Genomic DNA, 12670 nt, shown 5'->3' on the forward strand with positions numbered 1-12670 from the left:
TCATGCAAATCGGTACATTAAGCATAGAAATACGCAGAAAATCCATTAAAAACCTGCATATCGCCGTTTTGCCCCCGCATGGCTCGGTACGCGTTTCCGCACCGCTGAAAATGAGCGATGATGCGGTGCGTATGGCAGTTGCCAGCCGTTTGACATGGATAAAGAAGCAGCAGCGTGCATTTGAAAATCAAGCCCGGGAATCCAGGCGCGAAATGGTTTCCGGAGAAAGCCATTATTTATGGGGGAAACGCTATCTGCTGGAAGTATTGCCCACTACGGGCAAGCATCGTCTTGAAATAACGCATCATAAAATCAAGCTGTTTGTCGGCAAAAAAACCGCCCAAGACAAGCAAATGGCAGTGCTTGAGAAGTTTTACCGCAATGAGCTGAAGCGGGAAATCGCCAAACTGTTAGATTTTTGGCAGGAAAAAATGGGTGTCCGGGCAAGCCGTTTCGGTGTGAAAAAAATGAAAACGCTTTGGGGGAGCTGTAATACGCAAACAGGCAGTATCTGGCTGAATCTGGAACTTGCCAAAAAACCGCCTCAATGTTTGGAATATATCGTCGTGCATGAACTGACCCACCTGCTGGAGCGGCATCACAACGAGCGGTTTATGGCACATATGGATGCGTTTTTACCCAATTGGCAAAGCACCAAACAATTGCTCAATTCGCTAAAGTTGGGCGTCTGATATTCTTTAAAATCAAAAAAGTCGTCTGAAAACAGTTTTTAAACCTTTTCAGACGACCTTTTATTTCAGGCTACCTGAAAAACCCAAACCAGGTTTCAGGTAGCCTTTTGCTTGCGTGGAACCGACGGTGAAAACCTTATGCCTTGGGCTCTTCCTCGGGTAGCGGCAGCTTGTGCTGCACGGCATACACGGCGGCCTGCACGCGGCTGCCGAGCTCGAGTTTGCGCAGGATGTTTTGCACGTGCACCTTCACGGTGGATTCGGCCAAATCCATGCGCTTGGCGATGATTTTGTTGCTGTGCCCCACGGCGAGGTAGCGCAACACTTCCAGCTCGCGCGAGGTGAGCGTGTCGAGGGCGTTTTTGGATTGCGGCTGGGCGGGGCGGATGAGGGATTGCACCATGCAGGCCATCATTTCGGGCGAAAACACGTTGTCGCCGTTGGCGGCTTTGCCGATGGCGTCGATGAGGAAGTAGGCGTTGATGTTTTTTAAGAGGAAGCCGCAGGCGCCCAGGCGCATGCATTCCACCAGGTCTTCGCCGTCTTCGGACACGGTGAGCATCACCACTTTCTGCTCGGGGCGGCTGCTGAGGATTTGCGCCAAGGCTTCGCGCCCGTTCATCACCGGCATGTCTAAATCCAGCAGCACCACGTCGGGCTCAAGCTGGCTCACCAGCTTCACGCCGCTCAAGCCGTCGGCGGCTTCGCCCACCACTTCGTAGTTTTCCTGCCGGGCGAGCAGGGCTTTGATGCCGCTGCGGAACAGGGTGTGGTCGTCGATGAGGACGATCTTGATCGTGTTGGTCATACCTGCCTTCTTTCTTCGGAGGGAAGTTTCAGGGTTACCCGGGTGCCGCCCGGGGCGGATTGCAGGGTGAGCTCGGCGCGGATGCGGCTGGCGCGCTCGCGCATGATGTGCAGCCCCACGTGATGGCCGTTGCGCTCTTTGATGCGTTCGGTGTCGAAGCCGCAGCCGTCGTCTTGGATGCTCATGATGAAATCTTGGCCGTTGTCGAAGCGGATGTCCACCTGCCCGGCTTGGGAATGTTTGCGCACGTTGGAGAGGCTCTCCTGCAAAATAAACACCACTTGCAGCTGCTGCTCGGTGCTCAGCGGCGGGCCGTTGCCGTGCCAGCTCAGGCGCACGGCGGTGCGGGTTTGCCGCTCGAAGCGCTCGGTGAGCGCCTGCACCACGCCGGCGAAGTCTTTGTTGTTGATTTTGGTGCGGAAGTTGTTGAGCAGCTCGCGCACGTCGTCGTAGCACTCCTGGATGCCGTCTTTGATGTATTGCAGGTTTTCGTTGATTTGCCCCTGCTCGTGGTTTTGCATGGCGGCTTCCAGCATCTGCACTTGCAGGTTGAGGAAGGTGAGCGCCTGGGCGATGCTGTCGTGCAGGCCTTGGGCAATCAGGTTGCGCTCCTGCAATACGGCGAGCTGGCGGCTTTCGTCGATGAGGCGCAGGTTGCTGATGACCACGCCGAACTGGCTGCACAGCGCTTCCCACAAGTCGCCGTCGGCCACGGCCACCGGCTCTTTCTGTTTGAAATAGAGCGTAACCATGCCGAAATCTTGCGCTTTGTAGCGGATTTTGAAAATGCGCAGCTGGGAAAAGCCGAGGCGGCTGCATTCGTTGCCGTTATCGGCGGCGGTTTGGCCGTCGGTTTCGCTTTCGCCTTCGGCATGGCGCACGAAGCGGATGGGCTGCCAGTCGTCTTGCATCACGGCGTGGCCGCACAGGCAGTCGTCGAAACGCTGGCAGGCTTCGGCGGTTTGCAGCGAATCGGGCAGGCCGATTTGGGTGACCAAATCCATGCGCTGGCGTTTGAAGTCAATCAGGCGGATGCTGCCGGCGTCGGCCGACACCATTTCGAGCATTCTTTTTAAAAATACTTCGGCGGCTTCGGTGGTGGTTTGGGTTTGGCTGAGGAAGTGCGAGAAGAAATAGAGGGTTTCCAGCGTGTGGTGTTTGGCTTCCAGATCGTGCGTTTTCTCGGCCACTTCTTCTTCCAGATGGGAATAGAGCTGGGAGAGGCGGCTGCTCATTTGGTTGAAGCCGTTGTCTACGCGGGCGAATTCGGCGGAGCGGTCGATGGGGATCTGGATGCCGAGCTGCCCGCCGTGGATGGCGGCCACGCCCTGTTGCAGGTGTTGCAGCGGCCAGATAATCCACCAATACAGCAGGAACACCATAAAGGCGGCGCTCATCACCACCAGCACCAGCAGGCTGCTCTGAAACAGGCGCAGCCAGGAAATATAGCGCGTGTTGGCCTGCTCCACGGCGGAGACCACGTTGTCGAGGCGGTTGAGGAAGGGGTGCAGCTCTTGGTCGGTGATGGGGTGGTGTTCTGTGGAGGCTACCTGAAAACGCGGGCGGATGCGCTGCTGCCAATGGGCATCCAGCTCATTGAAGCGCTGCCACACGATGTCGTCGGGCGGCAGGAAGAGCGGGCGGCGGCGGTCGCCGTGGCGCACGTTGGCCAGGATGCTGTCGTATTGCTGCAGGCGTTGCTCGATTTCGGCAGACGGGGCGTTTTCGCGGATGAGCAGGGCGATGCGGTAGCTGCGCAGGCGCAGGCTGCCGATGTCGTTGATGGCGGCCGCGCTGCCTTCCAGCCGCCACGACAAAAGCAGGGTGTAGCTGATGGAGGCCACGGCAATCACCAGCCACAGCAGGGTGAGCAGTTTGAGGCGGACGGAGAGGCTTTTCAACGGTTTCATCGGCGGAATCGGGCTGGCAAAACGGCGGCTGAGGCCGGCCTAGTTAAGCAGCATTATACGCGCGAACCGTTTCACTTTTTGAGCTAGGCAAAAGTAGGCCGCCCGCCTAATCCGAAAGGATTAGACGGGCTAGCTACAACAGGGCTTATTTCACGCAGGGCTTTGCTCTAGAATTTCTGCCGGAATGGCGGTTTTCAGGTAGCCTGTTTAAGCTGATGTTTAAACGGGAAAATTTGGAGAATTTGCGGTTCTCGTTTTCAGGTAGCCTGCCGCTTTGCCCGCTTTAATCACGCATAGAGAACAAGAAAATGAAATCAGAAAACTACAAACGCTACTCGGTGCTGGCCTCCAGCACGTTCGCTTTCACCGTCTGCTTTATGGTTTGGATGATGCTGGCGATTGTCGGCGTGAAGGTGCAGGAGCAGCTGGGCCTGAACGAAACGGAAACCGGCATCCTGATGGCCGTGCCGGTGCTTTCCGGCTCGCTCATCCGCGTGCCGCTGGGCATCTGGACCGACAAATTCGGCGGCCGCATTGTGATGTTTGTGCTGATGGTGCTGTCTGTGCCCGCCATCTTCCTCATGGCCTATGCCACGCATTTCTGGCACTTCATTGCCATCGGCCTGATGATGGGCTTGGCCGGCGGCTCGTTTTCGGTGGGCACGCCCTATGTGGCGCGCTGGTTTCCCAAGCAGCAGCAGGGCTTGGCGATGGGCATTTTCGGCGCGGGCAATGCCGGCAGCGCCATCAATAAATTCGTCGCCCCCGCGCTGATTAAATATTCGGCAGCAGCCGGCGCGGGCGCGGCGGCCTGGGTGATTGTGCCCAAGGTGTATGCCGCCATTATGGCCGCCACCGCCGTGCTGTTTTGGTTTACCACTTATCCCACCCCGCACAACCCGAATACCGCGCCCAAGGCCTCGCTCAAAGAGCAGCTGGCCATGCTGAAAGACCTGGGCGTGCTGCGCTATAGCCAGTATTATTCCGTGGTATTCGGCGGTTACGTCGGCCTGGCGCTGTGGATGACCAAATACTACATCAACGAATACGGCCTCGAAATGGCCACCGCCGGCCTGTTGGCGGCCTGCTTCTCGCTGCCCGGCGGCGTGCTGCGCGCCATCGGTGGCTGGCTGTCGGACAAATACGGCGCATATAAAGTTACTTGGGGTGTGATGTGGGTGCTGTGGGTGTGCTTCTTTATTCTCTCTTACCCGCAAACCGATTTCGTGATCGCCACCACCAAAGGCCCGCAGAGCTTCCATATCGGGCTGAACGTGGTGCTGTTCACCATCCTGATGTTTACCGCCGGCATCGCCATGGCGGTGGGCAAGGCTTCGGTGTTCAAATTTGTGGCCGACGACTACCCGAACGACATCGGCACGGTGTCCGGCATTGTCGGCCTGGCGGGCGGCCTGGGCGGCTTTCTCTTGCCGATTATGTTCGGCATGCTGCTCGACCTCACCGGCATCCGCTCCACCACCTTCATGCTGCTCTACGGCACGGTGTGCGTGTCGCTGATTTGGATGCACTTCTCGTTTAAAACCAAACGCGGCCAGTAAGCCGGAGAAGGCTACCTGAAACAGGGTTTACCGTTTTCAGGTAGCCTCTAGCAAACCCATATTTCATTAGGAGCACCCCATGTCGTCCCACCTGATTCAAGACTGGCGGCCGGAAGACGCCGAGTTTTGGCGGCACACCGGCAAACCCGTTGCCCGCCGCAACCTGTGGATTTCCATCCCCGCGCTGTTCCTCGCCTTCGCCATCTGGCAGGTGTGGAGCGTTACCATCCTCAATCTGCCCAATATCGGCTTCAAGTATACGGATAACCAGCTCTTCTGGCTGGCCGCGCTGCCCGCTTTGTCCGGCTCCACCCTGCGCGTGTTTTATTCCTTTATGGTGCCGATTTTCGGCGGCCGCAAGTGGACCACCATCACCACCGCCAGCCTGCTGCTGCCCGCGCTGGGCATCGGCTTCGCCGTGCAAAACCCGGACACCGGCTACTTCACCATGGTGATCCTGGCGCTGCTGTGCGGCTTCGGCGGCGGCAACTTCTCCTCCAGCATGGCCAACATCAGCTTCTTCTTCCCCAAAGCCGAAAAAGGCACCGCGCTCGGCCTGAATGCGGGCTTGGGCAATTTGGGCGTGTCTGCCGTACAGTTTGTCGTGCCGCTGGCGATTACCGCCGGCCTGTTCGGCGCGCTTGGCGGCGAGGCGCAAACCTGGGCCAAAGGCGACGTAACCAAACAGATGTGGCTGCAAAATGCCGGCTTCGTGTGGGTGCCGTTTATCATCATGTCCACCGCCGCCGCCTGGTTTGGCATGAACGATTTGGCTAGTGCCAAATCCAGCTTCAAAGAGCAATCGGTGATTTTCACGCGCAAACACAACTGGCTGATGTGCATCCTCTATTTGGGCACCTTCGGCTCCTTCCTCGGCTTTTCCGCCGGCTTCCCCAAGCTCACGCAAACCCTGTTCCCCGATGTAAACCCGGCGCAATATGCCTTCTTGGGCCCGCTCATCGGCGCGCTCACCCGCTCCGCCGGCGGCTGGGTGTCGAGCAGGCTGGGCGGCGCAAAAACCACGCAGGTGGTGTTTGTGGGCATGATTGTCGGCATCCTCGGCGTGCTGGCCTTTTTGCCCGCCGCGCCCGGCCAGGGCGGCAGCTTCTGGGGCTTCTTCGTCTGCTTTATGGCGCTGTTTGCGCTCAGCGGCCTGGGCAACGCCTCCACCTTTGTGCAAGTGCCGCTGATTTTCTCCGGCATGCACCAGAAGCTCTTGGCCGAAGGTAAATCCACCCCCGAAAAAGCCGTGCAGGATGCCAACCGCGAAGCGGCGGCAGTCATCGGTTTCACCGCTGCCTTCGCCGGCTACGGCGGCTTCCTGATTCCGAAAAGCTTCGGCACTTCGCTGGACCTCACCGGCAGCGCCAACGCCGCCCTCATCGGCTTCGTTTCCTTCTATGTGGTGTGCGCCGCCATCAATTGGTGGTATTACGCCCGCAAACATGCCGAAGCGAAGTGTTAAAGTAGAGGCTACCTGAAAAATGCGCCAACCGTTTTTCGCTTCGCAGAAACGCTGCTTCGCTCCGTTTTAACTGCGTTTTCAGGTAGCCTTTAGCGCCCGCCGCACACACGGTTTGATCAACAAGGAAAACATCATGGCCCTCACACCCGTTCACGAACTGCAAGCGCTGATTCACGAAAAAATTGCCGCCGCCCGCAAACCGCCAGCCAGCGAGCGCGTGCCGCTGGTGTCTGCTTTGGGGCGCGTGCTGGCGCAGGACGTGGCTTCCGCGCTCAATCTGCCGCCCGCCGACATTTCCGCCATGGACGGCTACGCGCTGCCCGAAGCCGCTGCCGCAGGCAGCGAGTGGCGGATAGCGGGCGAATCGGTGGCCGGGCAGCCGTTTTCAGGTAGCCTGCCGGAAGGCGGCTGCGTGCGGATTATGACCGGCGCGGTGGTGCCCGCCGGCTGCCGCAGCGTGGTGATTCAGGAAAACGTGCAGGCGGACGGCGGCATCATCCGCCTGGAAAAAGACGCGGCCGAAGGCGGCAACATCCGCCGCTGCGGCGAGGAAATCGCGGCAGGCGAAACTGTGTTGCAGGCGGGGCGGATTCTGCGCCAGGCCGACATCATGCTCTTGGCCGCGCTGGGCTGCGCCGAAATCGAAGTGTTCCGCAAAGTGCGCGTGGCCGTGCTTTCCAGTGGCGATGAGCTGCTGGAGCCGGGAGAGCCCGCTACGCGCAGCGGCAGCATTTACGACAGCAACCGCTACATGCTGATGGCGCGGCTGTCGGCGCTGCCGGTGGAGGTGATTGACTTCGGGCAGGTGGCCGACAAGCTGGAAGACGTGCTGAAAATGCTGGATAAGGTGATCCAGCAGGCCGACGTGCTGATTACCACCGGCGGCGTGTCGGTGGGCGATTACGACTTTATGCGCGAGGCCGTGGAGCGCGTGGGCAGCATCCACCACTACAAAGTGGCGCTCAAGCCGGGCAAGCCTTTTGTGTTCGGGCAAATGCTGAACACTTGGTGTTTCGGCCTGCCGGGCAACCCCGTGTCGGGTTTTGTGGGCTTCGATATGTTTGTGAAAGCCGCGTTGTGGCAGCTTTGCGGCGCGGCCGAAATCCCGCAGCCGCTGCGCTTTGCCGCCAAGCTGGCCGAGCCCGCCGTGAAGAACCACAGCCGCACCGATATCCAGCGTGCTATCATCAGCCGCCAGCCCGACGGCACTTGGCTGGCCGCCCCCTGCGGCAGCCAGGATTCGCACCGCATCTATCAAGTGAGCCGCGCCAACGCCTATCTGATTCTGCCCGCCGAAAGCGGCTCGCTGCCGGCCGGCGCGGAAGTGACCGTGCAGCCTTTTGCAGAAGCGTTTCTGTAGCACAGCAGGCTACCTGAAAATCTCTCCAAGCCTCGTTGCTAGTTTTCAGGTAGCCTTTCAGCCCAAGCCACACATAATAATCCACACCGCACACCCCAAAGACCGCGCCATGACCGCCCAGCCCCCGCTCACCGACCCCTACCGCCGCCGCCTCAGCTACCTGCGGCTGTCGGTTACCGACCTGTGCAACTACCGCTGCACCTACTGCCTGCCCAACGGTTATCAAGGCAAAGCCAAGCCCGACGAGCTCAGCCTGCCCGAAATCCAAACCCTGGTGAACGTATTCGCCGCCGCCGGCACGCGCAAAATCCGCCTCACCGGCGGCGAGCCCACCCTGCGCCGCGACCTGGCCGACATCATCGCCGCATGCAAAGCCAACCCGCTGATTGAAAACGTGGCGCTCACCACCAACGCCTTCCGCCTGGCCCAGCTCTTTTCCGCCTACCGCGCCGCCGGGCTCGACAAAATCAACATCAGCGTCGACAGCTTCGACCCCGACACCTTCTTCCAAATCACCGGCAAACGCGAATGCGCCAACATCCTGCGTGCCCTCGACGACATCTTGGATTCAGGCTTCTACGGCGTGAAAGTGAACACCCTGCTGCTGCGCCGCTACGCCGGCCGCACGCTGCAAGACGCGCTTGCCTTCGTGCGCGCCCGCCCCGTTACCCTGCGCTTTATCGAGCTGATGCAAACCGGCGACAACGGCGCCTTCTTTAATAGCCAGCACCTCTCCGCCGCCGAAATCGAGCGCGGCCTGCAAGAGCAGGGCTGGCAGCTCGCCCCGCGCCAGCCGCATGCCGGCCCCGCCCGCGAATATTTCCACCGCGATTTTGCCGGCAGCATCGGTTTCATTGCCCCCTACAGCCAAGACTTCTGCAAAAGCTGCAACCGCCTGCGCGTTACCGCCCAAGGCAAAATGCACCTCTGCCTGTTTGGCGGAATCGCCTACGACCTGCGCCCCTTCCTGCGCGCGGGCGACGAGCACGGGCTGCGGCAGTATCTGCACCAAACCATCGCCGAAAAGCCCGAACACCATTATTTGCACGACAAAAAAGTCGGCCTCATCACCAACCTTTCCATGACCGGAGGCTAAACCATGTACCGCGCCGCACCCGAATTCCGCCCCTTCCGCATCCACCTGCTCACCGTTACCGACACCCGCAGCCCGAAAGAAGACGGCAGCGGCAACTATCTGGCCGAAGCCCTGCAAGCCGCCGGCCACGAGCTGCGCGCGCGCGAATGGTGTCGCGACGAGCTCTACGACATCCGCGCCCGCGTGTCTGCTGCCATTGCCGAGCCGCACACCGACGCGGTGCTGATTACCGGCGGCACCGGCATGTTCGACCGCGACGTAACCCCCGATGCGGTGGAAATCCTGTTCGATAAAGCCATTCCCGGCTTCGGCGAAGTGTTCCGTGCCGTGTCTTTGCAGGAAATCGGCATGTCCACCATCCAATCGCGCGCCGTGGCCGGCATTGCCAACCGAACGCTGATTTTCTGCCTGCCCGGCTCCACCGGCGCCTGCCGCACCGCCTGGGAAAACATCATCGCCCCGCAGCTCGACCCGCGCATCAATAGCTGCGGCTTCACCCGCGTGCTGAACGCGTGGGGCAAATAAAACCATGGCTTCCACGGCGGCTTGTCGCGAACCGCTGCTGATTTTGTGCGGCGGGCTCAGCCGGCGCATGGGCCGACCCAAGCCGTTGCTGACCTATCGCGGCGTGCCGTTGATTGAGCGTTTGGCGGCGGCGCAACGCCCGCTGTGGCTGGCCGCTGCCGGGCAGCGTTTTCCCAATATTCCGCAGGCGCACTATTTGCCCGATGCCCTGCCCGAACGACAGGGCGCGCTGTCGGCCATCCTGCCTGCGTTGGATCGGGCAGCGGCGCAGGGATATAGCGGCGTATATGTGCTCTCCTGCGATACGCTGCTGCTGCCGGAGCAGGTGGCGGATTGTTTGCAGCAGGCACGGGGCAGCGCGGCCTGGTGCGACGGCGTGGCGGCCTTGCAGGACGGAGAACGGACGTATCCGCTGCTGGCGCATTGGTCGGCGGCGCTGGCCGAGCCGCTGCGACAGTATCTGGCAAGCGGGCAGCGCCGTGTAACCGCTTGGCTGGAAACCGTGCCGTTTGCCGCCGCGCCGCTGCCGGCCGAGTGGCGGCCGTTGTGCAATTTCAATATGCCGCAGGAGTTTGAGCAGGCGGTGGCGCAGGCGGAGTGGCTGTCGGCGCAAGGCTGAAGTGTATTTTCAGGTAGCCTCTATCGGCTTGGCGTGATATGTAGAGGCTACCTGAAAGCAGTTAAAAAGCTTCAGCGCAGGTGAAACGAAGAGGCAACTTTCCGCCAAGCCTAAAATTATTTGGCCGAGTGTTTTTCAGGTAGCCTGATTCATCCGCGCCCAGCCCCAATATAAAAAGGCTACCTGAAAACAGATGGGCAGCTTTCAGGTAGCCTCCGATCATTGATTTTCCATTAAGGACAAGATTTTGCTAACACATTTAGACCAACAAGGCCGCAGCAGCATGGTGGACGTGGGCGATAAAGCCGTTACCCGCCGCGTGGCCGCAGCTGCCGGGCGCGTGGTGTTCCCGCCCGAAGTGTATGCCCAAATCCAGGCCGCCAACGGCCAAACCGCCAAGGGCGCGATTAGCGAAGTGGCGCGGCTGGCGGGCATCATGGCGGCCAAAAACACTGCCAACCTGATTCCGTTGTGCCACCCGATGATGCTGGAGCGCTGCAAGCTGGAGCTGGCCTACGACGATGCCGCGCACAGCCTGAACATCCGCGCCGAAGTGGCCGTGAGCCACAAAACCGGCGTGGAAATGGAAGCGCTCACCGCCGTATCCGTGGCCGCGCTCACCGTGTACGACATGACCAAAGCCTTGAGCCACGACATCCAAATCCAAGACATCCGCCTGATTCACAAATCCGGAGGCAAACATGAGTTCAACCGTTGAAATCACCGTGCTGTATTTCGCCGCCCTGCGCGAACAGGCCGGCAAAGAGCAGGAAACGCTCGCCGTTGCCCAAGGCAGCACCCCCGCCGCGCTATATGGCCAACTCTCGCAGCAATACGGCTTCACCCTGCCGCAAGAGCGAGTGCGCGCGGCGGTAAACCATGCCTTTGCCGATTGGGCGCAGCCGCTAGCCGAGCGCGACATCGTGGCCTTCATCCCGCCCGTGGCCGGAGGCTGAAATGTTTGATTTGACTATGCAGGCCATCAATAGCCAAGCCCTGCGCCAAAGGCTGCTAAACAACGAGCAATGCGGCGCCTTCCTCAGCTTCGAAGGCTGGGTGCGCCGCCAAAACGACGGGCAGCGCGTGGATTATCTGGTGTACAGCGTGTATGAAGAGCTGGCGCGCCGCCAGGGGCAGGCCGTGATTGAAGAGGCCAAACGCCGCTTCGGGCTGGCCGAAGCCGTGTGCGTGCACCGCTACGGGCGGCTGGAAGTGGGCGACATGGCGGTGTGGGTGGGCGTAACCGCCGGCCACCGCGACGCAGCCTTCGCCGGCTGCCGCTTCATCATCGACACAGTGAAGGCGGAAGTGCCGATTTGGAAACAGGAGTTTTATAGCGGCCAGCACGCCGCCGCCTGGCTGGATAACCAAGCGGCAGATGCCAAACGCACACTGATTGAGTAATACCCGCCCTCAGAACAGGCTACCTGAAAACTGGCTTTATTCGTTTTCAGGTAGCCTGTTTGTGATTCCGCCGCCCGGGGCTACCTGAAAATCGGATTGGCAAAGAAGTGAATATTTCTTCCTAATTGGAACGCTATTTCCTTTATTTCAGGCTTTGTTCGGCAGTATTGAAGTTAATGTTTTAGGCAGCTTGCTCAAGCCCGCCATCCCCACTTTTGCCCAATCGGCACACTGCTGCCGAATCTTTTATCATTCATGCGGTATCGCCTTGAGCCTGCGGGTGAAAATCGGATAAAATAGCAGGCAGGAAAAGCGGCTTCACTGCGCCGCCAAACGTATTTCAAAGGCAGAAAATCATGCAAGGCTATCAACTGAACCCGAAAGAAACCTTGGGCGGCATCGTAGTGGAAGATGCCGATCAGCAAATCGTGCAGCTCAACCTGCAAAAAGGCAACGAAGTGCCGCCGTATTCCGCCGAAGCCATCATCACCGTGGTGGTGCTCGCCGGCGCGGCCCGCGTGAAAACCGAGCAGGGGCATATTGATTTGCACAGCATGAATCTGGCGCGCATCGAGCCGGGCGAAACGCACGTGATCGAAGCCTTGGAAAACGACACTTCCATCTTGGTGGTGAAACAGCTGTGTTACAACGCGCTGTTGAATAAGAAACTGCGCTTCGGCCAATGCTGTTTATAAAGTTTGTTTTGCCGCATCGGCTTCCCGCTTGGGGGTTGATGAGGATTTTTGAAGTTTGTTTGTAGTCTGTTTGTAACCTTATGGCTCACAAGGGCTTTTATTTGGAGATATAAATCATGATTAAAGGGATTCAAATCACCCAATCCGCACAACATCCTGCTTTGGCACGTTCTTTCTGGCTGCTGGACGACGAAACCCAGCAAGCCCGCTGTTTGTGCAGCAACGACGAGCATTTTGTGGCCGACCAAGTGGTTGCCCTGAGCGATTTGGGCGACGTGAACTATGAAGAAGTGCCCGTGGATGTGCGCGTTGCCCCGAAAGTGGAAGGCGGCCAACACCTGAACATAAACGTGCTGACCCGTGAAATGCTGGAAGACGCTGCGGCCAACCCCGAAAAATATCCGCAGCTCACCATCCGCGTATCCGGCTATGCAGTGCGCTTCAACTCCCTGACTCCGGAGCAGCAGCGCGACGTGATCACCCGCACTTTCACCCAGCATATGTAAGCTGAGCGGTAATCAAAAAAGGCTACCTGAA

General features: G+C 59.4%; 14 protein-coding genes. 12 read left to right on the forward strand and 2 right to left on the reverse strand.

The features are described 5' to 3' along the window. Positions 1–2 precede the first annotated feature (2 nt). Positions 3–692 (forward strand): M48 family metallopeptidase, encoded by a 690-nt coding sequence (locus tag LG371_RS06745; protein ID WP_067590474.1) that lies wholly within the window; start codon positions 3–5, stop codon positions 690–692. A gap of 136 nt (positions 693–828) precedes the next feature. Here the strand turns inward: LG371_RS06745 and LG371_RS06750 are convergent, their stop codons facing one another. Further along, positions 829–1500, reverse strand: a complete 672-nt coding sequence (locus LG371_RS06750; protein ID WP_225748102.1) for a response regulator transcription factor — start codon at positions 1498–1500, stop codon at positions 829–831. After that, positions 1497–3410 (reverse strand): type IV pili methyl-accepting chemotaxis transducer N-terminal domain-containing protein, encoded by a 1914-nt coding sequence (locus tag LG371_RS06755; protein ID WP_225748103.1) that lies wholly within the window; start codon positions 3408–3410, stop codon positions 1497–1499. The genes LG371_RS06750 and LG371_RS06755 overlap by 4 nt, the downstream gene beginning before the upstream one ends. Positions 3411–3718: 308 nt before the next feature. Between LG371_RS06755 and LG371_RS06760 the strand changes: the two genes are divergently transcribed. The 11 genes from LG371_RS06760 (at position 3719) to grcA (ending at position 12639) form a co-directional block, all read left to right on the forward strand. After that, entirely contained in the window at positions 3719–4969 is a 1251-nt protein-coding gene (locus LG371_RS06760; protein WP_225748104.1) for a nitrate/nitrite transporter, read from the forward strand. A gap of 79 nt (positions 4970–5048) precedes the next feature. Next, positions 5049–6434 carry an MFS transporter gene (locus LG371_RS06765; protein WP_067590486.1) on the forward strand — a complete coding sequence of 462 codons (1386 nt, stop codon included), beginning with the start codon at positions 5049–5051 and terminating at the stop codon, positions 6432–6434. A 133-nt stretch (positions 6435–6567) separates the two neighbouring features. Further along, on the forward strand, positions 6568–7794 hold the full coding sequence (glp, locus tag LG371_RS06770; RefSeq protein ID WP_225748105.1) for a gephyrin-like molybdotransferase Glp: 1227 nt from the start codon (positions 6568–6570) through the stop codon (positions 7792–7794). A gap of 109 nt (positions 7795–7903) precedes the next feature. Beyond that, complete coding sequence (moaA, locus tag LG371_RS06775; RefSeq protein WP_225748106.1) at positions 7904–8890, forward strand: GTP 3',8-cyclase MoaA; 987 nt, start codon at positions 7904–7906, stop codon at positions 8888–8890. 3 nt (positions 8891–8893) lie between these two features. Beyond that, complete coding sequence (gene moaB / locus LG371_RS06780) at positions 8894–9415, forward strand: molybdenum cofactor biosynthesis protein B (RefSeq protein ID WP_067590494.1); 522 nt, start codon at positions 8894–8896, stop codon at positions 9413–9415. Between the two features lie 4 nt (positions 9416–9419). Continuing rightward, the gene (locus LG371_RS06785) at positions 9420–10034 is read left to right on the forward strand and encodes a molybdenum cofactor guanylyltransferase (protein ID WP_225748107.1); all 615 of its coding nucleotides are present in this window, start codon (positions 9420–9422) and stop codon (positions 10032–10034) included. Between the two features lie 244 nt (positions 10035–10278). Beyond that, on the forward strand, positions 10279–10752 hold the full coding sequence (moaC, locus tag LG371_RS06790; RefSeq protein WP_082890688.1) for a cyclic pyranopterin monophosphate synthase MoaC: 474 nt from the start codon (positions 10279–10281) through the stop codon (positions 10750–10752). Further along, positions 10736–10990: a molybdopterin converting factor subunit 1 gene (moaD, locus tag LG371_RS06795; protein WP_067590495.1), complete on the forward strand. Its 255-nt coding sequence runs from the start codon at positions 10736–10738 to the stop codon at positions 10988–10990. Before moaC ends, moaD begins: the two co-directional genes overlap by 17 nt. A gap of 1 nt (position 10991) precedes the next feature. Beyond that, a complete protein-coding gene (locus LG371_RS06800) occupies positions 10992–11438 on the forward strand; it encodes a molybdenum cofactor biosynthesis protein MoaE (RefSeq protein ID WP_067590496.1) in 447 nt (148 codons plus the stop codon). 356 nt (positions 11439–11794) lie between these two features. After that, the gene (locus LG371_RS06805; RefSeq protein WP_067590504.1) at positions 11795–12133 is read left to right on the forward strand and encodes a cupin domain-containing protein; all 339 of its coding nucleotides are present in this window, start codon (positions 11795–11797) and stop codon (positions 12131–12133) included. Between the two features lie 116 nt (positions 12134–12249). Further along, positions 12250–12639 carry an autonomous glycyl radical cofactor GrcA gene (gene grcA, locus LG371_RS06810; protein WP_225748108.1) on the forward strand — a complete coding sequence of 130 codons (390 nt, stop codon included), beginning with the start codon at positions 12250–12252 and terminating at the stop codon, positions 12637–12639. Positions 12640–12670 lie beyond the last annotated feature (31 nt).

The organism is Eikenella sp. Marseille-P7795, from assembly GCF_916618725.1.
Lineage (GTDB): Bacteria > Pseudomonadota > Gammaproteobacteria > Burkholderiales > Neisseriaceae > Eikenella > Eikenella longinqua.